General features: G+C 73.0%; 17 protein-coding genes and 1 riboswitch. Of the genes, 10 read left to right on the top strand and 7 right to left on the bottom strand.

Annotation, left to right across the window (positions count from 1 at the left end; translation table 11 throughout):
• Nucleotides 1-21 precede the first annotated feature (21 nt).
• A complete protein-coding gene (locus tag AMK11_RS08930) occupies nucleotides 22-1,212 on the bottom strand; it encodes a C40 family peptidase (RefSeq protein WP_073724934.1) in 1,191 nt (396 codons plus the stop codon).
• A gap of 7 nt (nucleotides 1,213-1,219) precedes the next feature.
• Nucleotides 1,220-1,399, bottom strand: a riboswitch (cyclic di-AMP (ydaO/yuaA leader).
• Nucleotides 1,400-1,630: 231 nt separating this feature from the next.
• Here AMK11_RS08930 and pcrA point away from each other — a divergent pair.
• Nucleotides 1,631-4,126 carry a DNA helicase PcrA gene (gene pcrA, locus AMK11_RS08925; protein ID WP_073724932.1) on the top strand — a complete coding sequence of 832 codons (2,496 nt, stop codon included), beginning with the start codon at nucleotides 1,631-1,633 and terminating at the stop codon, nucleotides 4,124-4,126.
• A 76-nt stretch (nucleotides 4,127-4,202) separates the two neighbouring features.
• Here the strand turns inward: pcrA and AMK11_RS08920 are convergent, their stop codons facing one another.
• The gene (locus AMK11_RS08920) at nucleotides 4,203-5,774 is read right to left on the bottom strand and encodes a M23 family metallopeptidase (protein WP_073724930.1); all 1,572 of its coding nucleotides are present in this window, start codon (nucleotides 5,772-5,774) and stop codon (nucleotides 4,203-4,205) included.
• A 230-nt stretch (nucleotides 5,775-6,004) separates the two neighbouring features.
• Nucleotides 6,005-6,961 carry an esterase/lipase family protein gene (locus AMK11_RS08915; RefSeq protein WP_073724928.1) on the bottom strand — a complete coding sequence of 319 codons (957 nt, stop codon included), beginning with the start codon at nucleotides 6,959-6,961 and terminating at the stop codon, nucleotides 6,005-6,007.
• Nucleotides 6,962-7,393: 432 nt separating this feature from the next.
• Between AMK11_RS08915 and AMK11_RS08910 the strand changes: the two genes are divergently transcribed.
• Nucleotides 7,394-7,810, top strand: a complete 417-nt coding sequence (locus tag AMK11_RS08910; RefSeq protein ID WP_073724926.1) for a cobalamin B12-binding domain-containing protein — start codon at nucleotides 7,394-7,396, stop codon at nucleotides 7,808-7,810.
• 249 nt (nucleotides 7,811-8,059) lie between these two features.
• Here the strand turns inward: AMK11_RS08910 and AMK11_RS08905 are convergent, their stop codons facing one another.
• Both AMK11_RS08905 and AMK11_RS08900 read right to left on the bottom strand, forming a co-directional pair.
• Nucleotides 8,060-9,691, bottom strand: a complete 1,632-nt coding sequence (locus tag AMK11_RS08905) for a DUF5691 domain-containing protein (RefSeq protein WP_073724924.1) — start codon at nucleotides 9,689-9,691, stop codon at nucleotides 8,060-8,062.
• Nucleotides 9,692-9,739: 48 nt separating this feature from the next.
• On the bottom strand, nucleotides 9,740-11,095 hold the full coding sequence (locus tag AMK11_RS08900) for an SWIM zinc finger family protein (RefSeq protein WP_073724922.1): 1,356 nt from the start codon (nucleotides 11,093-11,095) through the stop codon (nucleotides 9,740-9,742).
• Between the two features lie 131 nt (nucleotides 11,096-11,226).
• Here AMK11_RS08900 and AMK11_RS08895 point away from each other — a divergent pair, with 131 nt between their 5' ends.
• The 7 genes from AMK11_RS08895 (at nucleotide 11,227) to sucD (ending at nucleotide 21,058) form a co-directional block, all read left to right on the top strand.
• Nucleotides 11,227-12,381: an ATP-binding protein gene (locus tag AMK11_RS08895; RefSeq protein WP_073724920.1), complete on the top strand. Its 1,155-nt coding sequence runs from the start codon at nucleotides 11,227-11,229 to the stop codon at nucleotides 12,379-12,381.
• Between the two features lie 102 nt (nucleotides 12,382-12,483).
• Nucleotides 12,484-15,093, top strand: a complete 2,610-nt coding sequence (locus AMK11_RS08890; RefSeq protein ID WP_443333924.1) for a DUF5682 family protein — start codon at nucleotides 12,484-12,486, stop codon at nucleotides 15,091-15,093.
• On the top strand, nucleotides 15,090-16,259 hold the full coding sequence (locus AMK11_RS08885) for a vWA domain-containing protein (RefSeq protein ID WP_073724918.1): 1,170 nt from the start codon (nucleotides 15,090-15,092) through the stop codon (nucleotides 16,257-16,259). The genes AMK11_RS08890 and AMK11_RS08885 overlap by 4 nt, the downstream gene beginning before the upstream one ends.
• 175 nt (nucleotides 16,260-16,434) lie before the next feature.
• The gene (locus AMK11_RS08880) at nucleotides 16,435-17,376 is read left to right on the top strand and encodes a hypothetical protein (RefSeq protein ID WP_073724916.1); all 942 of its coding nucleotides are present in this window, start codon (nucleotides 16,435-16,437) and stop codon (nucleotides 17,374-17,376) included.
• A 170-nt stretch (nucleotides 17,377-17,546) separates the two neighbouring features.
• Nucleotides 17,547-18,491: a hypothetical protein gene (locus tag AMK11_RS08875; protein ID WP_073724915.1), complete on the top strand. Its 945-nt coding sequence runs from the start codon at nucleotides 17,547-17,549 to the stop codon at nucleotides 18,489-18,491.
• Between the two features lie 472 nt (nucleotides 18,492-18,963).
• A complete protein-coding gene (sucC, locus tag AMK11_RS08870; RefSeq protein ID WP_073724913.1) occupies nucleotides 18,964-20,145 on the top strand; it encodes an ADP-forming succinate--CoA ligase subunit beta in 1,182 nt (393 codons plus the stop codon).
• A 28-nt stretch (nucleotides 20,146-20,173) separates the two neighbouring features.
• Nucleotides 20,174-21,058, top strand: coding sequence for a succinate--CoA ligase subunit alpha (gene sucD / locus AMK11_RS08865; protein ID WP_073724911.1), 885 nt, complete (start codon nucleotides 20,174-20,176; stop codon nucleotides 21,056-21,058).
• An 80-nt stretch (nucleotides 21,059-21,138) separates the two neighbouring features.
• On the opposite strand, the gene AMK11_RS08860 is transcribed toward sucD, so the two are convergent.
• Nucleotides 21,139-22,404 (bottom strand): helix-turn-helix domain-containing protein, encoded by a 1,266-nt coding sequence (locus tag AMK11_RS08860; protein ID WP_073724909.1) that lies wholly within the window; start codon nucleotides 22,402-22,404, stop codon nucleotides 21,139-21,141.
• Nucleotides 22,405-22,511: 107 nt separating this feature from the next.
• Here AMK11_RS08860 and AMK11_RS08855 point away from each other — a divergent pair, with 107 nt between their 5' ends.
• Nucleotides 22,512-24,125 (top strand): cell division protein PerM, encoded by a 1,614-nt coding sequence (locus tag AMK11_RS08855; protein ID WP_073725698.1) that lies wholly within the window; start codon nucleotides 22,512-22,514, stop codon nucleotides 24,123-24,125.
• Between the two features lie 160 nt (nucleotides 24,126-24,285).
• On the opposite strand, the gene AMK11_RS08850 is transcribed toward AMK11_RS08855, so the two are convergent.
• Nucleotides 24,286-25,074, bottom strand: a complete 789-nt coding sequence (locus tag AMK11_RS08850; RefSeq protein ID WP_073724907.1) for a hypothetical protein — start codon at nucleotides 25,072-25,074, stop codon at nucleotides 24,286-24,288.
• Nucleotides 25,075-25,296: the final 222 nt, after the last annotated feature.

The following is a 25,296-nucleotide window of genomic DNA, read 5'->3' as shown; positions in this document are numbered from 1 at the left end:
GATGCTAGAGAGCCTCGCGGGTCAGGCCGGACGCACCACGCTGTGGATGGACCCCTCGCCGTCGTAGTAGATCGACTCCTCGCGGACGTACGCGCCCGGCTTCGGGGCGTGGATCATCATGCCGTTGCCGATGTAGAGGCCTACGTGGCTGAGGTCGTCGTAGAAGAAGACCAGGTCACCGGGTTGTGCCTGGGAGACGGGGACGGTCGTGCCGGCGTCCACCTGGTCGTAGGTGGTGCGCGGCAGGGTCACGCCCGCGGCCTTCCAGGCGGCCTGGGTCAGGCCCGAGCAGTCGTAGGAGCCGGGGCCGGTGGCGCCCCAGACGTACGGCTTGCCGATCTGGGCGCGGGCGAAGGCGAGTGCCTTCTCGGCCTTGGTGCCGTAGGAGGCGTCCGGTGCGGAGGGCTTGGTCGTGCCGGTGCCTGAGGATGTGCCGCCGGAACCGCCGGACCCGCTCTCCTGCCGGTCCGCCTGCTCCCGTTCCCGCTGCTGCCGCTCCCGCTCCTCCGCCTGCTGCTTCGCGAGTTCGGCGGCCTTGCGGGCGGCCTCCTCCTGCTTCTTCTTCTCGATCGCCGCGAGTCGGGCCTTCTCCTCGGCGGTCAGCTCCGACAGCAGTTCACGGGCGGTGGCGAGCTTCTTCTGGACGGTGGCCTTGGCCGTCTTCAGGTCGTTCTGCGAATCGGTGAGCGTCTCGAGGCTCTCGGTGGCCTCCCGGCGCTTCTTCATCGTCTCGGACTGCTGCGTGACGTAGTCGTCGACCGCGTCCTTCTGGCGGCTGGTGAGCCGGCTCATCAGCTGGTTCTGGTCGAAGTAGTCCTGCGGCGAGTCCGCGAGCAGGAAGGTCGCGGTCTGCGGGAGCACGGCGCCCGTGCGGTACTGGGCGGAGGCGAAGGACCCCAGTTCCTCGCGCGCCTCGTTGAGCTTCTGGGTGCGCTGGGCGACGTCGTTGAGGAGGTTGTTGACGCGCTTGCGCTGCTTGGCGGTCTTCTCCTTGGCCGCGTTGTACTTCTCGGTCGCCGAACCCGCCTGCCGGTAGAGGTCGTCGACCTTCTTCTCGACCTCTTCGAGGCTCGGCTTGTCCTCGTCCGACGGCGTGGCGCTGGCCGTCTGGGACAGCAGCGCCACAGAGGTGAGGGCCGCCGTGGCGAGGGTGGGGGTCCGTATGCCTGCGACGCGCGTACCCGTGGGGCGCGGCTTGCGGTGCGACGCCAAGGAGGCGACTCCTTCCAAAGATCCGCCTACCGGGTTAGCTGTCGGGTTCGGGCGGAGTGGATCCGGAAGGGTTGCCCTACGGCGTGCGCCCCGACGAGGGCGCGTGTGCCGATTCACCCCAGGGTTCTCGGTTGGGTCCCCGGCTCCGGGCGCCGTGCGGGCACGCCGGACTCGGCGGAGGCCGCGCGGCCCGGCGAGGTTCGCCGGAGGGGGTCGTGCGGCCTGTCCGCACCGTAGCCAACTCGTGTGGCGGCTGTGAAGGTTGGTGGGTGATATGCCCGATACATTTTCGTGACCTTCGGTGAGAGGGTCACGCAAGGTGTGCCGTTCGGTCGCGGGGCGTGTCCGGGGCGGGGAGCGCGGCCATTTTCCGGGGCGGGAACCGGTTGTCGGTGGGGCGCCCTAGACTCGGAGAGCGATGAGCAGCCTCTTTGACGACAGCTTCCTGGCGAGCCTCCAGACCCCCCGCGGTCACGAGGAAGAACCTCCGCCGCCGCCCGAGGACGATCACGGACCGGAGCCGGTCCCGCACGATCTGTTCGGCGGGAAGTTCGACGTGCCTCCGGACCGGGACCAGTACTACCGGGACGGCGCCCCCCGCCCCGCCCTGGACCCGGCCGCGCTCCTGGAGGGGCTGAACGAGAACCAGCGCGCCGCCGTCGTCCACTCCGGCTCCCCGCTGCTCATCGTGGCCGGTGCCGGCTCCGGCAAGACGCGCGTGCTCACCCACCGCATCGCCCACCTGCTCGCCGAGCGCGGTGTCCACCCCGGCCAGATCCTCGCGATCACCTTCACCAACAAGGCCGCGGGTGAGATGAAGGAGCGCGTCGAGCAGCTCGTCGGCCCGCGGGCGAACGCGATGTGGGTGATGACCTTCCACAGCGCCTGCGTCCGCATCCTGCGCCGCGAGTCGAAGCGGCTCGGCTTCACGTCGTCCTTCTCGATCTACGACGCCGCCGACTCCAAGCGCCTGATGGCCCTGGTCTGCCGCGACCTCGACCTGGACCCCAAGCGCTTCCCGCCCAAGTCCTTCAGCGCCAAGATCAGCAACCTGAAGAACGAGCTGATCGACGAGGAGGACTTCGCCGCCCAGGCCGCCGACGGCTTCGAGAAGACGCTCGCCCAGGCGTACGCCATGTACCAGTCGCGGCTGCGCGAGGCCAACGCCCTCGACTTCGACGACCTGATCATGACGACGGTCAACCTGCTGCGGGCCTTCCCGGACGTCGCCGAGCACTACCGCCGCCGCTTCCGGCACGTCCTGGTCGACGAGTACCAGGACACCAACCACGCCCAGTACGCCCTGGTGCGCGAGCTCGTCGGCACGCCTGCCGAACACCCCGTCGACGTGCCGCCCGAGGCCGAGGTCCCGCCCGCCGAGCTGTGCGTGGTGGGCGACGCCGACCAGTCGATCTACGCCTTCCGCGGCGCCACCATCCGCAACATCCTCCAGTTCGAGGAGGACTACCCGGACGCGACCACGATCCTCCTGGAGCAGAACTACCGCTCCACCCAGACCATCCTCAGTGCGGCCAACGCGGTCATCGAGCGCAACGAGTCCCGCCGCCCCAAGAACCTGTGGACCAACCAGGGCGCCGGCTCGCAGATCACCGGGTACGTCGCCGACACCGAGCACGACGAGGCCCAGTTCGTCGCCGACGAGATAGACCGCCTCACGGACGCGGGCGAGGCCAAGGCCGGCGACGTCGCGGTCTTCTACCGCACCAACGCGCAGTCCCGCGTCTTCGAAGAGGTCTTCATCCGCGTCGGCCTGCCCTACAAGGTCGTCGGCGGTGTCCGCTTCTACGAGCGCAAGGAGGTCCGGGACGTCCTGGCCTACCTGCGGGTGCTGGCCAACCCGGAGGACTCGGTGCCGCTGCGCCGCATCCTCAACGTTCCCAAGCGCGGCATCGGCGACCGCGCCGAGGCGATGATCGACGCCCTCGCCCAGCGCGAGAAGATCAGCTTCGCGCAGGCACTCAGGCGCGTGGACGAGGCGTACGGCATGGCCGCGCGCTCCGCCAACGCCGTCAAGCGGTTCAACACCCTCATGGAGGACCTCCTCACCGTCGTCGAGTCCGGCGCCGGACCGGCGACCGTGCTGGAGGCGATCCTCGAGCGCACCGGCTACCTCGCCGAGCTCCAGGCCTCCACCGACCCGCAGGACGAGACCCGCATCGAGAACCTCCAGGAACTCGCGGCCGTCGCCCTGGAGTTCGAGCAGGAGCAGGGCGAGGGAGAGGGCGAGGAGACCGGGACGCTGGCGGACTTCCTGGAGAAGGTCGCCCTCGTCGCCGACTCCGACCAGATCCCCGACGAGGAGGACGGCGACGGCGTCGTCACCCTGATGACCCTGCACACCGCGAAGGGCCTGGAGTTCCCGGTCGTCTTCCTCACCGGCATGGAGGACGGCGTCTTCCCGCACATGCGCGCCCTCGGCCAGACGAAGGAGCTGGAGGAGGAGCGGCGCCTGGCGTACGTCGGCATCACCCGTGCCCGTGAGCGGCTGTACCTGACCCGGTCCACACTTCGCAGCGCCTGGGGCCAGCCGTCGTACAACCCGCCCTCGCGCTTCCTGGAGGAGATTCCCACGCCCCACCTGGAGTGGAAGCGGACCGGGGCGAACGGGCCCGCGCCCGCCGCGCCGGTCTCCGCGGTGGCCGCCTCGCTGTCGTCGTCCCGCTCCCGCTCCTCGGCGTCGGGCGCCTCCGGCTTCGCCACCCGCCGGTCCGCCGCGGCCGACCAGCCGACGGTGTCGCTGGCCGTGGGCGACCGGGTCACGCACGACCAGTTCGGGCTCGGCACGGTGGTCGGGATCAAGGGCACGGGGAGCAACGCCGAGGCGACGATCGACTTCGGGGACACCAAGCCGAAGCGGCTGCTGCTGCGGTACGCGCCGGTGGAGAAGCTCTGAGGGTGTCGTGTGCGGGGTGAGGGTTCGGGCCGGAGGGCTCGGACCCCGCTCGGCGTGTTGCTGAGACGTTACTCCGCTACGCCGGATTGAGGCCGTGGCTGCGCAGCCAGGAGAGCGGGTCGATGGCCGAACCGCCCGAGGGGCGCACCTCGAAGTGCAGGTGCGGACCGGTCGAGTTGCCCGAGTTGCCGGAGAACGCGATGGCGTCGCCGGCCTTCACCGTCGTACCGGAGGGCACCTGGTAGCTGGAGAGGTGGCAGTACCAGGTCTCCGTGCCGTCCTTCGCGGTCACGATCATCATGTTGCCGTACGCGGAGTTGTACTGCGTGCGGACCGTGCCGTCGGTCGCGGCCATCACCGTCGTGCCGTACGCCACGGGGAAGTCGATGCCGCTGTGCACGGACATCCAGTTGATGCCGGCCTGGCCGTAGTACGCGCTGAGACCGTGTTGTTCGACGGGGAGTGCGAATTTCGGGCGCAGCCGCTCCTTGCGGGCCGCCTCCTGCGCCGCCCGCTTCTTCTCGGCGGCCTGCTGGGCCTTGAGGTCGATGCGTTCCTGGGTCCGGCTGGCCCGGTCGGCGAAGTCGTCGGCTCCGGCGGCGAGGCTGGTGAGCTGGGTGTCCAGCTTGTTGTTGGCGGCCGACGGCCTGACCGGGGCCGCCTTGCCCTCATCCGTGTCCGCGTCCGCCGCGGACGCCGCGGCCTCCGTGCCGTCGTCGCCGCTCAGGCCGCCGACGGAGGCTGCCGCGATTCCCGCGACGCTCATCACGCAGGCCGACGGTACGGCGATGGTCATCAGCGCCGAGCGCTTGGCGGGCTGGCGACGGCGGGAACGGGCGCCGCTGCGGGAGCCGGCGCGGGGGGCCGGGATGTGGGCGGCCGGGGCGACGACCTCCTCCTGGTCCTCCAGGAGGGCGGTCACCGTGGGGAGTTCGCCGGTGGCGGTCAACTCGACGTCGCGTGAGTCGGGGTCCGAGCCGGTCGAGCCGGTCTCCTGGGGGGCCGGTGTGGCGTCGGGCGCGGCGTTCTCCGGAGCCTCGGGCATCTCCGGGGCGGTGCCGGCCGAGTTCCACTGCGTGGCGTCGTAGGCGCCGGTGTCGAACGTGCCGGCGTTGAAGGTGCCGGTCGTGAACGAGCCGGTCTCGAAGGTCTGCGTGCCCCAGTCCCACTGCTGGGTCCGGTCGGCGGGATTGCCGGACTGGTCCGGCTGGTCCCAGGCGCCCGTGTCCCACTGCCCGGTGGCCTCGGCGCCCGCCGCCTGCGGCTGTACGGGAGCGGGCTGCTGGTACTCGGCCGCCCAGGCGGTCGTGTCGTAGGCGCCGGTGTCGTAGGCGGCGTGGTTCTGGTCCGTGTAGGCGTCGTAGCCGGGCGTCTGTCCGCTGCCGGTGGACCACTGGGTGGCGTCGTACGAACCCGTGGTGTCGTAGGTACCGGCGCCCTGGCCCGGGAGGCTGCCGAAGAGGGGGTCCGCGTCGAAGGCCGCCGTGGCGGTGGCGCCGGTGGAAAAACCGGTGGTGCCGTAGCCGCCGTACGTGGTGAGGTCGCCGTACTGGGCCTCCCCTGTGCCGTACGACGCGTACTGCGCCGGATCGGCGTCGGAAGCCGGGGCCGGGGTGGTCATGGTCCCCGACGGGTGACGGTCGTTCACCAACTTCTCTTTCGCCTCGACAACAGGGGCTGCCAGAGCAGTGCGGCGACTGTACCCGGCGGTATACGGGCACGACAATCTTCGTCAGGTTTCGCGCGCGCAGGAAACGGGCAATCGGCCGTGTTTTGGGGGACGGCAGGCACGAGTTTGGCTTTGAATTCGATTCTTGTTCGAATCTGATCGGGTGGTGGCCGCGCGGTTTCGGGCTCTCCTGTCGGCTGAGGCGGGTCTCAGGCGACCGTCAGGCCGCCGGTGTCTTTGCCCGTCCCCGTGCCCGCCTGGGGTGCGACGGCGTCGAGCGCCTCGCGGATGCCGGTGGCCACGGCGGGGTGCACGGGCAGAGCCAGGTGCCCGATGCCGCTCACCCGTACGTTCTGCACGGAAAGATCGGGGTGGTCCAGGCAGGCCGTCTCGAGTGGGTCCATCACGCGGTCCAGATCGCTCCAGAAGCTGACGAACCGCGTGCGGCAACCGGGCGACGGCCGGGTCAGCTCCTCGATCACCGCGGAACCAGGGCGCATCTGGCGCACGATCGGGTGCGCGTTCGCCAGGGGGACCACCCGGGTGCCGGCGTGCGGGGTGCCGAGCGTGACGAGCGTCCGCACGCGGAGGTCTCCGCCGAGGCGCTGCACGTAGTACCGCGCGATCAGCCCGCCGAGGCTGTGCCCGACGACGTCGACCCGCTCGCTGCCCGACCGCTCGCAGATCTCCTCGATGTGCCGTCCGAGCAATTCGGCCGCGGTGCGGATGTCGCAGGTCAGGGGCGAGTAGTTGAGCGATTCGATCTGATGCCTGCCGTGCTGGGCCAGGCTGCGGCGCAGCAGGAGGAAAACCGACCGGTTGTCGATGAAACCGTGCAGCATCACGACCGGGGGGCTGGCGGGGGCGGGGAGCCGAGGGGTGGGGGGTGAGGTTTCGGCGTCGTGGGAGTCCGTCGGCGGGAGGGCGCAGGCGGAGCGGCGCTCCTGGATGATCCCCGAGGGGTAGAGCAGAAGATGCCCGGCGAGGATCGCGACCTCCAGGGCGCTGGCCTTCAGGAGGGTCATGGAGAGCCCGGTCAACCGACCCGGGAGACCCGTCAGACTCGTCAGCCCTGGCAGTCCCGGCAGGCCGGGGAGCCCCGGCAGGCCGGGCAGGAGACGCTGGCAGAGCGGGAGAAGGGGCAGTGCTGCCGTGGTGACCTTCATAGGCCGACCTCCTGTCGGCACGCGCAGGGACGCCTCTGTCCCCCGTGTGCCCTCGTGGAGAGTCGTGACACCAGTGACCGGTGATGTTTGCGAGGTATGCCTGAATGGGGGTGCCGAAGTGACACCCGGTGCTCAGGTGCTCTGTGAGTCCTGTGGTGTCGGTGAAACGGCGATGAGGCGGGCTGCTGTCCGGGCCTGCCCTCGCTGTAGCTCTCCGTACGCGTGATGCCGCCGCGCCCTGTGAACGGTGCGCGGCGAACGTGTCCCACCGTGTGATTTCCCCCTCTGTATCCACCGCGAAACTGCCGGTTGCGGGATGCTGGCGATAACGTGCGTTCACTTCCCCGGACGACGTGGTGCGGGGTGTCCGCGCCGGCGAGATGTGCGGTACTTGTCGGTACGGATGGATGTAGTCGCTTCATGGAGGCAGTGATGGGTGTGGCAGCCGGTCCGATCCGCGTGGTGGTGGCCAAGCCGGGGCTCGACGGCCACGATCGCGGGGCGAAGGTGATCGCGCGGGCACTGCGCGACGCCGGTATGGAGGTCATTTACACCGGGCTCCACCAGACACCCGAACAGATCGTGGACACCGCGATCCAGGAGGACGCCGACGCCATCGGGCTGTCCATCCTCTCCGGCGCCCACAACACGCTCTTCGCCGCCGTGATCGAGCTGCTCGAGGAGCGGGACGCGGCGGACATCCTGGTCTTCGGCGGCGGGATCATCCCGGAGGCGGACATCGCCCCGCTGAAGGAGAAGGGCGTCGCGGAGATCTTCACCCCTGGCGCGACGACGGCGTCGATCGTGGACTGGGTACGGACGAACGTGCGGGAGCCGGCGGGGGCGTAGCCGTGCGGTCCGGCGGTGCGGGCTGACGTGTGGCCCGACCGCGTGGTCCGACCGCGTGGTGCGGTGGTGTGGTGGTGCGTCCGCGTGGTGTGAGTCGCGCACCGGTGCCGGTGCCGGTGCCGGTGCCGGCAGCTGGAGCGCGCCGGATTCGGTCGCCGGGTGCCGGGGTGCTGTGATCGCCTGGGCGGCGGGCCGCGCGGTGGCGCGACCGGCGTGCGACGTCGCGCGTCTCCACCACCCGCCCCGCCGCTACTCCGCCTCCAGTTCCTCGGCCATCGCCGCACGCAACCGCAGTGTCGTCATGAGCCGTTGGAACGCCTCCGCCCAGTACCCGCCGGCTCCCGGCGAAGCGTCCTCCGGTTCGTCGGGTATCGCCAGCAGGCCGTCGAGGCGGCCTGCCTCCGAGGGGTCGAGGCAGCGTTCGGCCAGACCCATGACACCGCTGAAGCTCCAGGGGTAGCTCCCCGCGTCCCGGGCGATGTTGAGCGCGTCGACCACCGCACGTCCGAGCGGCGGGGCCCACGGCACCGCGCACATCCCGAGCAGCTGGAACGCCTCCGACAGGCCGTGCGTCGCGATGAACCCGGCGACCCACTCGGCCCGTTCGCCGGCCTGCAGCGTGCCGAGGAGTTTGGCCCGTTCGGCCAGAGACACCGCACCCGGCCCCCCGGCCTCGGGCGCCGTGGGCGCGCCCAGCAACGCCCTCGCCCACGCCCCGTTCCGCTGCCGTACCGCGGCCCGGCACCACGCCGCCTGCAGATCGCCCTGCCAGTCGTCCGCCACCGGCAGGGCGACGATCTCGTCGGCGGTACGTCCGCCGAGCCGGGCCGGCCACGTCCCGAGCGGCGCCGCCTCCACCAACTGACCGAACCACCAGGACCGTTCTCCCCGCCCCGAAGGCGGCTTGGGAATGACGCCGTCCCGTTCCATGGCCGCGTCGCACTCGTGTGGAGCCTCGACGGCGATCGCCGGTGGGTCCAGGGAACGGTCGAGGGACACGCAAGTCGCCGCGCGCGCCGCCATGCGCGCGGCGAGCGCCGACTCGGGCAGCGCCGACAGCAGCTCCGCCGCTGTCGCCCGCACGTTGCGGCTGCGGTCGGCCAGCGCCTGCTCCAGGAACGGCTCGTCCGCCGCCTCCAGCCCCGTCCGCAGTGAGTCGAGGAACATCAGCCGGTCCTCGGCCCGCTCCGTCACCCACGTCGAGGCGAGCAGCGTTCGGGCCGCCACGGGATCGCGGGCCCGCAGGGACGCCAGCAGGGCCACTCGCTCGGCGAAGAGCCCCTCCTCCCACAGGCGGCGTATCCGCTCCGCGGCCTCCGGGCCGGGCAGCGCGGTGCCGCCCCCCGGCGTCGCCCGCAGGGCGAACCGCCAGTCCGGGTTCAGCCGGGCCAGCCACAGGGCGCGGGGACCCGCGAACGCCAGTGCCGCCGGACGCAGGTCCGTGCGACCCCGTGCGGCGTCCAGCAGGGCCGGGACCGACTGGGGCGGTGCCGCGAAGCCTCGGGCGTTCGCCGCTGCCAGCCACTTGGGGAGCAGTTCCATCAGGTCGGGCGCGGTGCCCCGACGGCCGCCCGGTGTGCCCGGCCGGTCGGTGAGCAGCATCGTGAGCCGCTGCGCCGCGGCGGCCGGCAGGGGCGGGCGAGGGTCCTGCGGAGCCGGTTCCGGCCGCCCGGCCGCGGGGACCGGGCACAGCCCGGCACGCCTTCGGAGGGTCTCGGCGGCGGCCGCGTCCAGCAGTGCCGCCGGCGCACGCGCCCCGGGCTCGCAGCCGCGGGGAGTGCGCCGGTTGGTACCGAGCAGCGCTGCGGTGACCAGGTCCTCCCAGAGGCTGGGTGCTGGCGCGGGTGTGTCCGCGTCCGCGCTCGCTGGCGTCCTGGTCATGCGGTTCCCTTCCGGTTCCGTGTCGTGGGGCGGGTCAGCAGGGGTGGGTCAGCACAACGGCACTGCACGGCACGGCCCGTCCGGCCAGGCGGTCAGCGGCGTGAAACCCCGGTGGCCGCACTCACCGAACACCGTCACGGGTGCGCCACCGGCCAGGGCGACGAGGCGCCACAGCCCCCTGCGGTTGCCGACGGCCTGGTTGAGTGGCAGCGCCGTGTCCTCGGCGGCGTCCGCCAGTTGCCAGGAGTCGCCGTCCGGCACCGGAACGACACGCTCCAGAGTCACCGGTACCGACTCCAGCCACGGATCGTCACGGAGGGCCCTGCCGTAGTGGGCCACCGCCTGGGAAGTCGTGACACCTTCCGGGCGTATCTCCGCGGGTGCGGGCGGCGCGAACTGTTCGCCCAGGGCCGCCCGCTGCCGGCCGGCACCCGGATACGCCGACAACTCCGCGTCCAGGCTCAGCCCCACGGGCAGCGTCAGCTCCGGGGCCCGGCCCGCGGCGCCGTAGGAGAGGAGCAGTGCGGAGCGGCCCGTCTCCGTGCCGGACAGCCAGATGCGACGTGTCGTCAGCCGGGCGTCGGCGGTGTCGTACTGAGCGAGGACCAGCCAGTCGTCCCGCACCGGAGGGCCGTCCGCGGCCGACGGCAGACCGACGCGGGTGCGGACGGTCGCCGCGAGATCCTCCGGCAGCCGATCGCGCCGCAGCCAGCCCTGGTCGAGGAGGTGGAGCAGAGCGCACTCCTCCAGCAGCCGGACCGGCCAACCGGGACCGGACGACGGTATCGACCCCAGTTCACGCACGCGGGAGGCGAGCCCCGGCGCCTGGGCGTCGACCATGCGGGCCGCCGTCTCCTCCCACAGTCCGTACCCCGCCCGTTCCGCTTCGGCCAGGCCACCGCGCAACAGGTCCGCCAGGCGTTGCTCCAACTCCGTCGCGCCCGCGGTGACCCGCTCCGCCCGCTGTGCGGCGCGGCGCCGCGCCGCCGCCGGGTCACCGGACCGAGTGCCGGACCCTGGCGGTCCCGCGGCCGTCCTCTCCGCCGCGCGCGTGCGTCGCCCGGAGACCCACTGCTCCGCCCAGCCCGGCGGCTCGCCCGCCGGGACCGCACCGTCTCCGCCCGCCCAGAGCAGCAGCAGCCCGAGCGCGTGCTTGCACGGAGACTTGTTGCTCGGGCAACCGCACGTGTACGCGGGCCCGGACACGTCCGCGATGTCGACGACCGTCCGGTACGGCCGGCTGCCGCTGCCCTGGCACAGCCCCCACACCGCCCCTTCCTCGGAGCTCCCCATCTCCGACCAAGGGCCGACCGTGGCGAGCCTGCCGCCTGCTCTGCGTGACGCCGCGTCAGGTGCCAGTGCCAGCACCTGGTCCGCGGTCCAGCGCACCCCCTGCTGAGTCATGTCATCGAAGGTAGATCCCACCACTGACAATCGACTCCGAGCGAGTATTTGTGCAGGTCAGAGCGATTGTCAGTGGCGTGGTGCACCGTGGATGACAGATCGAACCGGCCGAGCTGGAGGGGGAATCAGCCATGCCTGTGTCCGTAGCGCCGACATCCGCGGCACCGACGTCCGTCGACCCGAGCCGGGACGGCGCCGCACCGGGAGCGGAGGTCTTGCGTCCGCACGCCGAGAACGAGTTCGCGGCCGAACTCGACGCGCTGGCGGCGCAGGACGACCGCCCGCGCCCGCCCCGTTGGAAGCTGTCGCCGTGGGCGGTCGCCACCTACCTGCTGGGTGGCACCCTGCCCGACGGCACGGAGATCTCGCCGAAGTACGTGGGCCCGCGCCGCATCGTCGAGGTGGCCGTCAGCACGCTCGCCACCGACCGCGCCCTGCTCCTGCTCGGCGTGCCCGGCACGGCGAAGACCTGGCTGTCCGAGCATCTCGCCGCGGCTGTCAGCGGTGACTCGACCCTGCTGGTGCAGGGCACGGCCGGCACTCCCGAGGAAGCCATCCGCTACGGCTGGAACTACGCGCGGCTCCTCGCCCACGGCCCCAGCCGCGACGCCCTCGTGCCCAGCCCCGTCATGCGCGCCATGGCGGACGGCATGACCGCCCGGGTGGAAGAACTGACCCGCATCCCGGCCGACGTGCAGGACACCCTCATCACCATCCTGTCGGAGAAGAACCTGCCGATACCGGAGCTGGGCCAGGAGGTGCAGGCGGTCCGCGGATTCAACCTGATCGCCACCGCCAACGACCGGGACCGCGGGGTCAACGACCTGTCCAGCGCCCTGCGCCGGCGTTTCAACACCGTGGTGCTGCCGCTGCCCGAGACCGCGGAGGCCGAGGTCCGGATCGTCTCGCGCCGCGTCGACCAGATCGGCCGCTCCCTCGACCTGCCGACGGCGCCGGACGGCGTCGACGAGATCCGCCGTGTCGTCACCGTCTTCCGTGAGCTGCGCGACGGTCTGACGGGCGACGGGCGCACGAAGGTGAAGTCGCCCAGCGGCACGTTGTCCACGGCCGAGGCCATCTCCGTCGTCACCAACGGCCTGGCGCTGGCGGCTCACTTCGGCGACGGGGTGCTCCGGCCCGGTGACGTCGCCGCGGGCATCCTGGGCGCAGTCGTCCGTGACCCGGCCGCCGACCGTGTCGTCTGGCAGGAGTATCTGGAGACGGTCGTCCGGGAGCGCGACGGGTGGAAGGACTTCTACCGGGCGTGCCGGGAGGTGAGCACGTGAGCGGCATGCGGACGTGGGCGCCGCCGCGGACGGGCACCCCGGCGCCCGGCGTCACGGCGGTCGACGAGGACTCGTCCTGGTCCCGTAGGCGAGGGGGGCGGTGTGGCGGGCGCTGAGAGCACCAGGAACGGCCGGCCGGGCGGGAACGGGCGCGGCGACGCCGGGAGTGACGAGCCCGGCGGGGGCACGGGGGCCGGCGGCGGGCCGTTGCTGCTGGGCGTACGCCATCACGGGCCGGGGTCGGCGCGGGCGGTCCGGGCGGCGTTGGAGGCGGCCCGGCCGGGGACCGTGCTGATCGAAGGGCCGCCCGAGGCCGACGCCCTGATCCCGCTGGCCGCGGACGAGGACATGCGTCCCCCGGTCGCGCTCCTCGCCCACGCCGTGGACGAACCCGGGCTCTCGGCGTTCTGGCCGCTGGCCGAGTTCTCCCCGGAGTGGGTGGCCGTCCGCTGGGCCCTGGACCACGACGTACCGGCCCGCTTCATCGACCTGCCGGCGACGCACACGCTGGCGTGGCGGGCGTCCGAGGGCGAGGAGGACGAGTCCCCAGGCGGCGAGGGGGGCGAGTCGGGTGCCGCCCTCCCCGGCCTCCGGGGCGATCCGCTCGCCGTGCTGGCCGAGGCCGCGGGCTACGACGATCCCGAGCTCTGGTGGGAGGACGCCGTCGAGCACCGGGACGCGGGCGACGGGGACGTGCTCGCACCGTTCACGGCGCTGGAGGAGGCCATGACGGTGCTGCGGGAGACCGAGGAGGGCGGCGGGCACGACCGGGAGCCGCTGCGGGAGGCGTACATGCGGCTCCAGGTACGGGCGGCGCAGCGCGAGTTCGGCCGGGGCGTCGCCGTCGTGTGCGGGGCCTGGCACGTGCCCGCGCTCCGGCGCAAGGTCGCCGTCGGCGCCGACCGGGCGCTGTTGAAGGGGCTGCCCAGGACCAAGGTGGACATGACCTGGGTGCCCTGGACTCACCGCAGGCTGTCCCGGGCCAGTGGGTACGGGGCCGGTGTCGAGTCGCCGGGCTGGTACGGGCACTTGTTCGACGCGCCGGACCGGCCCGTGGAGCGGTGGCTGACCAAGGTGGCCGGGCTGCTGCGGGCGGAGGACCGGCTTGTCTCCTCGGCGCACGTCATCGAGGCGGTGCGGCTGGCCGAGACCCTCGCCGTGCTGCGCGGCCGCCCGCTGCCCGGGCTGAGCGAGACGACGGAGGCCGCACGGGCGGTGATGTGCGAGGGCTCGGACGTGCCCCTGACACTGGTGCACGACCGGCTCGTCGTCGGTGACGTGCTGGGCGAGGTGCCCGCCGGTGCGCCCGCGGTGCCCCTCCAGCGTGATCTGGCCCGGCTGCAGCGGCGGCTGCGGCTGAAGCCGGAGGCCCCGGAGCGGGAGCTGGAGCTCGACCTGCGCAAGGAGACCGACGCGGGGCGCAGCAGACTGCTGCACCGGCTGCGGCTGCTCGGCATCGGCTGGGGGGAGCCGGCCTCCTCGCGGGGCAGCACGGGTACGTTCCGGGAGACGTGGCGGCTGCGGTGGGAGCCGGAGTTGTCGGTGCGGGTCGCCGAGGCCGGGGTGTGGGGCACCACGGTGGTGGCCGCCGCGACCGCCAGGGCGGAGGCGGACGCCGTCACCGCACACACCCTCGCCGAGGTCACCGCGCTCGCCGAACGCTGTCTGCTGGCCGAACTGCCGGACGCGCTGGGCCCGGTGATGCGGATACTCGCCGACCGCGCGGCGCTCGACGCGGACGTCGGTCACCTCGCCCGGGCCCTGCCGGCCCTCGTCCGTTCACTGCGCTACGGCGATGTGCGCGGCACCGGCACCGGCGCGTTGGCCGAGGTCGCCGCGGGCCTCGCCGAGCGGATCTTCGTGGGGCTGCCACCGGCCTGTGCCGCGCTGGACGCCGACGCGGCGCGGGAGATGTGCCGGCACGTGGACGCCGTGCACGGCGCGGTGGGACTGCTCGGCGACGCCGCGGCGCCCGGCGACGGCGACCTGCGAGCCCGCTGGCGGGCCGTGCTGCGCACCCTCTCCGGCCGGGACACCGTGCCCGGTGTCATCCGGGGGCGGGCCGTCCGGCTCCTGCTGGACGACGGCGATCTCGCGCCGGACGAAGCGGCGCGGCTCATGGGCCTGGTGCTGTCCCCGGGGACGCGGCCGGCGGACGCCGCGGCGTGGATCGAGGGCTTCTTCGGCGGCGGCTCGGGCGGCGGCATGCTGCTCCTCCACGACGAACGGTTGCTCGCGCTGGTCGACGGGTGGCTGACCGGTGTACCGGCGGAGGCGTTCACGGACGTACTGCCGTTGGTGCGGCGCACCTTCTCGGCGTACGAGCCGGGAGTCCGCCGCGGCATCGGCGAGCTGGTCCGGCGTGGCCCGGGAGGCCGAGCGGGGGTGACGGCGACTGATGGCGGCGCACCCGGTTCCGCCACCGGCTTCGACACCGGGCGGGCCGACGCCGTGCTGCCGGTGGTCCGGTTGCTGCTCGGCCTCGAGGGCGAGGGCGAGGGCGAGGGGGAGGCGGTGGGCGAGGCGGACACGGTGGGCGAGGCCCGTCCGACGGGCCCGGTGGACCGGGCGGGCCGGACCGACCCAGCGGGCCCGGCGGAATCAGCAGGCCCGGCGGTCCCAGCGGGCGCGGCGGAATCAGCTGATCAGGCGGGCACGAGCGCCGTTCCCGTGGGCTGCGCCGTCAACGAGCCAGTGGAGGTGGACGCATGACGACCGATCCGGTGGACGCCGAGGCGGCACAGGAGCGGCTGCGGCGGTGGCGGCTCGTGCTCGGTGGTGACCAGGCCGACGGCACCGGCCACCCGCTCTCCGGACCGGACGCCGCGATGGACGGGGCACTCACCGCGCTCTACGGGAAGGGGGCGGAGCCACGGACGGGGCGGGACCGCTCCGGGGGGCTGGGGGCCTCCGCGCCGGCCGTGGCACGCTGGCTCGGGGACATACGGACCTACTTCCCTTCCTCCGTCGTCCAGGTCATGCAGCGGGACGCCGTCGACCGGCTCGGCCTCGCCACACTCCTGCTGGAACCGGAGATGCTCGAGGCCGTGCAGGCGGACGTGCACCTCGTCGGCACCCTGCTGTCCCTCAACAAGGCGATGCCGGAGACGACGAAGGAGACGGCACGTGCCGTCGTCCGCAAGGTCGTCGAGGACCTGGAGAAGCGGCTCGCCGGCCGTACCCGGACCGCCCTCACCGGAGCCCTCGACCGCGGTGCGCGCGTCAGCCGGCCCCGCCACCACGACATCGACTGGAACCGCACGATCGCGGCCAATCTCAAGCATTACCTCCCCGAGTACCGGACGGTCGTGCCGGAGCGGCTCGTCGGCTACGGCCGCGCGTCCCGCTCCGTGAAGAAGGAGGTCATCCTCTGCGTCGACCAGTCGGGATCGATGGCGGCGTCCGTCGTGTACGCCTCCGTGTTCGGGGCGGTGCTCGCGTCCATGCGGTCGATCGGCACGCGGCTCGTGGTCTTCGACACCGCGGTGGCCGACCTCACCGAACAGCTCGACGACCCGGTCGACGTGCTGTTCGGCACCCAGCTCGGCGGCGGCACGGACATCAACCGCGCGCTGGCCTACTGCCAGTCGCAGATCACCCGGCCCGCCGAGACGGTGGTCGTGCTGATCAGCGACCTGTACGAGGGAGGCATACGGAACGAGATGCTCAAGCGGGTCGCGGCGATGAAGGCGGCCGGCGTGCAGTTCGTGACGCTGCTGGCGCTGTCGGACGAGGGGGCACCCGCGTACGACCGGGAGCACGCGGCGGCACTCGCCGAGCTGGGCGCACCGGCCTTCGCCTGCACGCCCGACCTCTTCCCGGAGGTGATGGCCGCGGCCATCGAGAAGCGGGCGCTGCCGATACCGGATGCCGGGTGACGATTTGTCGACCCGCGTGGCCCGATTCCGCCCGTAAAAACGGACATGACTGGTCATCGGTGCGGCCAGGCTTGCGTGACCTACGGAGGCACGTGCGAGGATCGCGCGTCGTATCGACAGGTCGTGTGCATACGACGCGTGAACCGTTCCGCCGCACGGGAGGAATCTCCCCCTCTTGATCTGGTCAGCAGTTCTGCCCGAGGCCGCTTGGCGCGTGATGCGCACGGCGGCCGGGCGGCGTGCGTTGCGCGTGACGCTGCTGGTGGGCGGGTTGTTCGTGCTGGGGGTGCTCTGCGGAGAGCGGGCACAGGCCGCAGAGGGCGTTCCGTCGCCGAGGGGCGTCACCGGTCGGGTCGTCGACGTGTCCCAGCAGCACCGGGTGGACGTACCCGACCTCGGGCTTCGACACGTGACCGAGGATGTCGTCCAGCCCGTGGCGGACCGGCCCGTGGCGGACCGGCCCGTGGCGGACCGGGTCGTGCGGCCGGTCGTCGACGTGGTGGAGACGGTGGCGGACGGGCTCGGATCGGCCGCGCAGGCGGAGGTTCCTCCGTTGGAGAGCCTGACCGCCCCGCTGGAGAACCTGACCGCCCCGCCCGGCCTGGGTGACCTCCCCGATCTGACCGGCCTCCCCGGTCGGGTGGTGCCCGCCGACCCCCTCCCGCAGACCCTGCCGTCGATCACGGAACCGGCCGCCTCCGACGCGGTCGGCGCCGAGGATGAATCCGCAGCCTCCGCAGCCTCCGCGGCCTCGGCAGCCGTCTCCGACGCCCGGTCCACCGAAGAGGCCGCGGGCCGGATGGCCGCTGCCTTCGGCCCGCGGCCCGCCACGTCCGCCGCCTGGCCCGCGGCGCACGACGCCACCGACCGCGCCGTGTCGGAGTCGCCCGCGACCACCCCGAGCCCCGCCCCCGCCAGCCAGTCGCCCACCGGTGATCCGGACGGCGCGCTGGGCGCAGGTGCCGGTGCCGACCACGGCACACCCCGCCACGGTGACGCGCACGCGGTCACCCCGCATCCCCGGATCCCGTTCCGACTCGTGCCCGGCGCCCTCGTGCGCGCCGACGCTGCCGAGACACGGGACCGGTACCGGGACATTCCGGTCTCTCCCGCCTAGCGGCGGGACCTTTCCCCGCCGCAGACCCGCCGCCCGGACGCCGCCGGCCGCTGCCCCGAGCCGCTCGCCCTGGTCCGCCCTCAGGGGCCGACCCCAGTGGCGCGACGCCGGCCAGGCATCCGGGATTCGGAATGTCCCAAGCTCAGCTCTTCGAAGGACCTGACACACCCATGAACAAGAACATCCGCCGTTCCATCGTCATCACCGCCGGCGTCACCGGCGCCTGGGCACTGGGCTCCGCCGTGGCCAGTGCCGATGAACTGCCCGCCGCCTCCGTGTCCGTCCCCGACGCCCCCTCCGCGTCGGACACCGTCCCGGCCCCCGTCCCGGCCCCCGACACCGCCTCCGTGACGACCTCCGTCGAGACCCCCGTGCCGGACGCGGACGCGGACGCGGCCACCGCCGACATCGACTACCTCTTCGGCCCCCTCTCCGCCTTCGCCCCGGAACTCGACCAGGCACAGGCCGCCGCCCAGGAGACGGCCGGCACGGTCACCCCGCCGGTCGCGGAGCAGGCGGTGAGCGGTGCCGTGCCGGTCGCCGAGGGGATCGTCGGCGACGTGCGGCCGTACGCCGCCGGGCTGGCCGGTGAGGTCACCGGCGACACCGGGGACGCCGTTCTGCCGCCGGTCGCGAACACCGCCGTGGACGGTGCCGTGCCCGTCGCCGGGCAGGCCGTCCGGGACGCCGGCGTCCTGGCCGACGGGGTCGTGGGCGACGTACGCCCGTTCGCGGACGGTGTCGCCGGGACCGTGCCGCCCCTGGCCCAGGGCGTGACCGGGCACGCCGGGGCGTTCGCCGGGGGTGTCGAGGGCGCTGTGCGCCCGGTCGTCGACACCGTGGCCGACACGGTGCGGCCGGTCGTCGGGGGCGTCGGCGAGAGCGCCACGACGCTGGCGTACGGCGTCGCCGGGGAGGCGGCCCCCTTCGCGTACGACGTCACAGGGCAGGCCGTCCCCTTCGCGCAGGACCTGACTGGCACCGTCCAGGGCACCCCGCTGGCGGGCAACGCCGTCACCGGCGCGCAGAACGTCGCCGAGTCGGTCACCCCGGGCTACGCCCAGGACCTCCGGGACGGCGCCTACGGCGCGCTCGGCAACCCCTACGGGGCCTGACGACCGCCTCCGCCATCAGGCCGGCTTCGCGGAGCGCGCGGCCCGGACGGTCCGGCCGAAAGCCGTCGGCCCCCGTCCGGCCGTAGCTCCGCGGACCGGGCCGGCCGGTCCCCATTGGGGTGGGGACCGGCCGCCCGCACCCCGGACGGCCGCACTCCCGCGGCCCTCCGGGGCGTTCCACGGGCCTCACCGGGTCAACCCCAACCCGGTGAGGCCCTTCCCTGCGTTTTCCGCCCCTCACACCAGGCACCCCGTGCCAGTGAGCGCGGCATCATGTGACAGGCATCACCGCTCAGGTGTGACCCACGATTTAGAGACCCCCCGCAAGCGGCGATAACCTGCGAGACGGACATGCCGCGCGCTCGGACACCGTGTGCGCCTCCCTTGTGACTCACAGCGGACGTCACGTTGCCCTTCGCGGCACGCCCACGCATCCAACGAACCGCGAGATCACTGATAGGGACGGAAGCGCGTGGACCTGTTCGAGTACCAGGCGAGGGACCTCTTCGCCAAGCACGATGTACCGGTGCTGGCCGGTGAAGTCATCGACACGCCTGAGGCGGCGCGCGCGATCACCGAGGGTCTGGGCGGCAAGTCCGTCGTCAAGGCTCAGGTGAAGGTCGGTGGCCGCGGCAAGGCCGGTGGCGTGAAGCTGGCCGCCTCGGCGGACGAGGCCGTCGCCCGCGCGACGGACATCCTCGGCATGGACATCAAGGGCCACACGGTCCACAAGGTGATGATCGCCGAGACCGCCCCCGAGATCGTCGAGGAGTACTACGTCTCCTTCCTCCTCGACCGTGCCAACCGCACCTTCCTCTCCATCGCCTCCGTCGAGGGCGGCGTGGAGATCGAGGAGGTGGCGGCCACCCGTCCGGAGGCCGTCGCCAAGACGCCGATCGACGCGATCGACGGCGTGACGCCCGCGAAGGCGCGCGAGATCGTCGAGGCCGCGAAGTTCCCGGCCGAGGTCGCCGACAAGGTCGCCGACATCCTGGTCAAGCTGTGGGACACCTTCATCAAGGAGGACGCCCTCCTGGTCGAGGTCAACCCGCTGGCCAAGGTCGTCTCCGGCGACGTCATCGCCCTCGACGGCAAGGTGTCGCTTGACGACAACGCCGAGTTCCGCCACCCGGACTTCGAGGAGCTCCACGACAAGGCCGCCGCCAACCCGCTCGAGGCGGCTGCCAAGGAGAAGAACCTCAACTACGTCAAGCTCGACGGCGAGGTCGGCATCATCGGCAACGGCGCGGGTCTCGTCATGAGCACCCTGGACGTCGTCGCGTACGCCGGTGAGAAGCACGGCGACGTCAAGCCCGCCAACTTCCTGGACATCGGTGGCGGCGCCTCCGCCCAGGTGATGGCGAACGGCCTGGAGATCATCCTCGGCGACCCGGACGTCCGCTCCGTGTTCGTCAACGTCTTCGGCGGCATCACCGCCTGCGACGAGGTCGCCAACGGCATCGTCCAGGCGCTGAAGCTCCTCGAGGACCGCGGCGAGAAGGTCGAGAAGCCGCTCGTCGTCCGCCTCGACGGCAACAACGCCGAGCTGGGCCGCAAGATCCTCACCGACGCCAACCACCCGCTGGTCCAGCGCGTCGACACCATGGACGGCGCGGCCGACAAGGCCGCCGAGCTGGCCCACGCCGCCAAGTAAGCACTCAGGACGAGGACACCAACACACCATGGCTATCTGGCTCAACAAGGACAGCAAGGTCATCGTCCAGGGCATGACCGGCGCCACCGGCATGAAGCACACCAAGCTCATGCTCGGCGACGGCACCAACGTCGTGGGCGGCGTGAACCCGCGCAAGGCGGGTCAGTCCGTGGACTTCGACGGCAACGAGGTACCGGTCTTCGGCACCGTCAAGGAGGCCATCGAGAAGACCGGCGCCAACGTCTCCGTCATCTTCGTGCCGGAGAAGTTCACCAAGGACGCCGTCGTCGAGGCCATCGACGCCGAGATCCCGCTGGCCGTCGTGATCACCGAGGGCATCGCCGTGCACGACTCGGCCGCCTTCTGGGCGTACGCGGGCAAGAAGGGCAACAAGACCCGCATCATCGGCCCGAACTGCCCCGGCATCATCACCCCGGGCCAGTCCAACGTCGGCATCATCCCGGGCGACATCACCAAGCCGGGCCGCATCGGCCTGGTCTCGAAGTCCGGCACGCTGACGTACCAGATGATGTACGAGCTGCGTGACATCGGCTTCTCGACCGCCGTCGGCATCGGTGGCGACCCGATCATCGGCACCACGCACATCGACGCGCTCGCCGCGTTCGAGGCCGACCCCGAGACCGACCTGATCGTCATGATCGGCGAGATCGGCGGCGACGCCGAGGAGCGTGCGGCCGACTTCATCAAGGCCAACGTGACCAAGCCGGTCGTCGGCTACGTCGCCGGCTTCACCGCGCCCGAGGGCAAGACCATGGGCCACGCCGGCGCCATCGTCTCCGGTTCGTCCGGCACCGCCCAGGCGAAGAAGGAGGCCCTCGAGGCCGCCGGCGTCAAGGTCGGCAAGACGCCGACCGAGACGGCGAAGCTCGCCCGGGAGATCCTGGCCGGCTGAGCACCTTCCGCGCCACGGCGCACAGCGCACCACACCGAGTGGGCCCGTCCTCGTCAGAGGGCGGGCCCACTCGGCGTACGTCATCCGATCCGGGGCGTCAGCCGTTCCGGGCCGTCCTGCAACTGGTCCCGCAGCTTCTGCCGCAGCTCCAGCTGCTCGTCGGACAACGGTCCCGGCGCGACCCTGGGCGGCACCCCGCGCACCGTCTCCCCGGGGGAGACGGGCGGTTCGTAGTGCGTGGGCGCGGTACGCAGGGTCAGGGCCGTGGTCCCGATGAGGGCGACCGTGAAGGCGATCGCGGCCCGGGTCAGGAAACGCGCCCGGCGTTCACTGCCCGTGCGCACCGCCGTCGGTTCGGCCGCCCGCAGCCGCTCGGCCGACGCCAGCTCGGCCAGCCGCCGGTGCAGCACCTGCGGATCGGCCAGCTCGGGCAGCCGGCCGGCGAGGGCCTCGCGGGCGCGCATCAGCCGGTTGGCCGCCGCCGGGGTGCTCGCCTCCGTCTCCGCCGCGGTCTCGGGCAGGCCCAGGCCCACGCCGTCGTACAGCAGGAGCGTGCGGCGGTGTGGCGGGGGGAGTCTGAGCAGGGTGTTCAGCAGAGTGCGGTCGCCGGGATCGGCGGGGGGCGGCTCCGGGTGCCGGTGGCGCAGCCGGAACCGCTGCCAGGGCGAGAGCGCGTACTCGTACGCCGCCGCCCGCACCCAGCCCATCGGGTCGCGGTCGCGGGCCACCTCGGGCCAGTGCTCCCAGGCGACCTGGAAGGCCCGCTCCACCGACTCGCGCGCCAGTTCGCGCCGGCCGGTCAGCAGGTAGGCCTGTCGCACCAGGGACGGGGCACCGAACTGGTACAGGGCGTCGAAGGCCTGAGCGGGGGTCAGGCCGTCCCGGCCGGGGAGCGCTGCCCCGGGCACCGGCTCCGAGTGGGGTTCCGTTTCCGTGCTGCGGTCCGGCTGCTCCTCCGGACCTCGCTCTTCCAGCGGCTTCGCGGGGAGTACGAGACTGTCGACGGCCTCCTCGGCGGGGCTCGGGGCCCCGGCTCCCACGGCCACGACGACGGGCACCGGTGACTGTTCCGTTTCGGGCTCCGGCCTCGGCTCCGGCTCCGGCTCCGGCGTGAGTGTCGGTTTGGCCCGCCGTGCCGCCGCCTCCTCGGCCAGGGTGCTCAGCAGCTGCGCGTACGCCTCCCGTTTGCGGCCGCGCGGAGTGGTGCGGCCGGACTCCCACGCACGGACCGTCTCGCGGGCGACCCCGACTCGCGCCGCGAGCTGAGCCTGCGTCAGCGCGGCGGACTCGCGCAGGCGTCGGCGTGCCTTGGGGGGAGGGAGCGGGGTTGCGGGGCTCCGTGTCACAGGACGCCCCTTCGTACGAAAAAGTACATAAACATATATTGAGCGACACAGCGGGGCTTCGCCTGTTACGCCGGGAAAGCGCGTGTCGTTGGGAGCATGGCGGCGTGATGCAGACGACCGCTCGTCCAGCCCCGCTGTCCCTGCTGCGCACCCGGTGGCGCGACCGGTCGCCCGGTCTGTCCGACGGCCTCCTCGGCGGCGCCGTCGCGGCCGGGCTGGGACTCGCGTCGTGCGCCGTGCTCGTGACGGTGCTTTGGATCAGTTCGCCCTACCCCGACAACGGCCCCGGCGGCACGCTGCACGTCGCCGCGGCACTGTGGGTGCTCGCGCACGGGGCCGAACTGGTCCGTGCCGACACGCTCTCGGGTACTCCCGCGCCCGTGGGCGTCACCCCGTTGCTGCTGCTCCTGTTGCCGGTGTGGCTGCTGCATCGCGCGGCCCGGGACGCCACCGACCCCGGGGACGGAGTGGGGGTGGCCGTGGGAGCCGGCGCGAAGGCGGGGGCCGTACGCCTGGGCGCGGGCGGGCGCCTGCGGGACGCCGGGCCACCGCCCGTCTCCGCGCGCAACGCCTGGGCGGGGGTCGTGCTCGGCTACCTCGCCGTCGCCACGCCCGTCGTGCTGTACTCGGCCGACGCTGCCCTGCGGCCGTCCTTGTGGTGGGCGGCGATCTGTCTGCCGCTGGTCACCATGGGTGCGGCGGGCGCGGGAGTGTGGACGGCGTTCGGCCGTCCGGGCGGCCCGGTGGGCCGGGTGCTGCGGGTGCTGCCGCGGAGCCTGCGGGAGCTGATCGTGGAGCCGGACGCGCGCCTGGGCGCCGCCACGCGCGCCGCGGGCGCCGGTGCGGCGGTGCTCGTCGGGGGCGGGGCGCTGTTGCTCGCCGTGTCGCTGGTGTGGCACGGGGGCGCCGCGCAGGAGGCGTTCCTGCGGCTGACCGAGGGGTGGTCGGGGCGGTTCGCCGTACTGCTGCTCTGTCTGACCCTGGTGCCGAACGCGGCGGTGTGGGCGGCGGCGTACGCCCTCGGCCCGGGGTTCGTGCTCGGCGCCGGTCATGTCGTGGGCCCGCTCTCCTCCGCGCCGGCACCGCTGCTGCCGCCGTTCCCGCTGCTGGCGGCGGTGCCGGACGAGGGGCCGGGCACGCCGCTGCACTGGGCGGCCGGGACGGTGCCCTTGGTGTCGGGGGTGGTGGTGGGGTGGTTCACGGCGAGGGCGGCCACGGCGGGTGTGGGCCGGGAGGCAGCGTCGGCGGGCGATGAGGCCGCTGCGGTGTGGTCGTGGCGGCGAACCGTCGGCGCCGCCGTCCTGGCCGCCGTGCTGTGCGCGGTGCTGGTCGCCCTGCTGGCCGCGTTGGCGGGCGGTCCGCTCGGCAGTGCCGCGCTTGCCCGGTTCGGGCCGGTGTGGTGGCAGGTCGGGGGTGCGGCGCTGGGGTGGATCGCGGTGGTGGCGGTGCCGGTGGCGGTGGTGGCGCGGGGGGCGCGGGTGTGGCGGTGGCGGGGGTGGGGAGTTGCGGCGGGAGCCGTGGCGGAGGGCGCGGTGGAGGCGCCGAGGGCGGGAGCGGAGGCGGGCGATGCCGGTGGGCGTCGGTGGGGGTGGGCGCGGTTGCCGTTCCGGGGGCGGCGTGGGGAGGGCGGGGGTGTGGGGGAGGAGCCGGCTGACGAGGGCGCGGTGCCGTACGATCTTCTGCCGGTCGACTTTGCTCGGGAGCCGCCTCGGGCGCCGTGAGTGGTGGGGGCGGCGGGCCCGGATAGGGGGCCGGGAGGTTTGTTCGCCCCCGCCGCCCCTTCCCGTCCCGTTCCTGGGGGCTGCCGCCCCCAGACCCCCGCTTCGGCCTGAACGGCCTCGTCCTCAAACGCCGGACGGGCTGAAGCGGCCCCCCGCCGTCTCAGCCCTCCGTGCCCAGCAGATCCCGCAGCTGTTCCGGCAGGTGGCGGTCGCACGCCTGTTTCGCCTCGTTGGTGAGGGCGTCGTTGCGGCAGGTGTAGTAGTCGTTGTAGACCAGCTGGGCGCCGAAGGACGCGGCGACCAGGAGGACGGCCAGGGAGGACGTGACCAGGCCGCTGATCGCCGCGGTGCGCTGCGGTCGGCCGGTCTGGTCGGCGGGCCGGGCCGGAGTGTCCGGGTCGGAGGCGGCGCGGGGCTTGGCGCGCAGGGAGCTGATGCCCCAGTACAGGGCGAGTGCGCCGAGCAGCAGGGCCACGTACGGCCAGGTGAACAGGGCGAAGAACAGGGCCCACATGCCGCTCAGCAAGGCGTAGCGGGCACGTCGCTGGACCGGGTCCGTCGGGTCCCAGCGCGGACCGGGGCCGCCGCCCGGGCCCTCGGGGCCGGAACCGGAACCGGAACCGCCGGGACGCTCGCCGAAGCCGCCGGAGGACCGGCCGGGCTGCCGGTCGCTCCACTGGCCGCCCCACGGAGAACGTCCGCCACCGCCCTGGGAGTCGTCGTCGCCCGACGGGTGCCGCGGCTGCCAGGGGCGGTCCGGCGTGCCCTCCGGGGGCGGTGCGAACGGATTGTCCCTGTCGGCGCCCCTGCCGGCGTCCTTGTCGGCGGCGCCGTCCGAGGGAGAGTCGGGCGGTGAGGAGGGACGCTCCCGCAGCAACACGGTGCTGCGCTCCCCTGGCTGTGCCGACTGCTGGGGGAGCGTGAGCAGTCGCAGGCTGCGGTCCGGCATCAAGTGAGCGTCTTCCCCTTGGCGATCTTGACGGTGAGGCACGGGCGAACTGGTCGGCCCGACCTGTGAACGCGTGACGCGCGGGCCGCGTTCCCGGTCCGGCTCCACGCAGACGCTACCTTCCGGCCACGCCCCCGTCCCGAGGGGGCCGCCCGGTGTGCCGGTATCGTTGCTGACGGTCGACCGCTTCGTAGACTTCCCCGTATCCCGGGGCGCGAAGCA

The sequence above is a fragment of the Streptomyces sp. CB02414 genome, from assembly GCF_001905385.1.
Lineage (GTDB): Bacteria > Actinomycetota > Actinomycetes > Streptomycetales > Streptomycetaceae > Streptomyces.
This window is presented reverse-complemented; position numbering and strand designations above follow the sequence as displayed.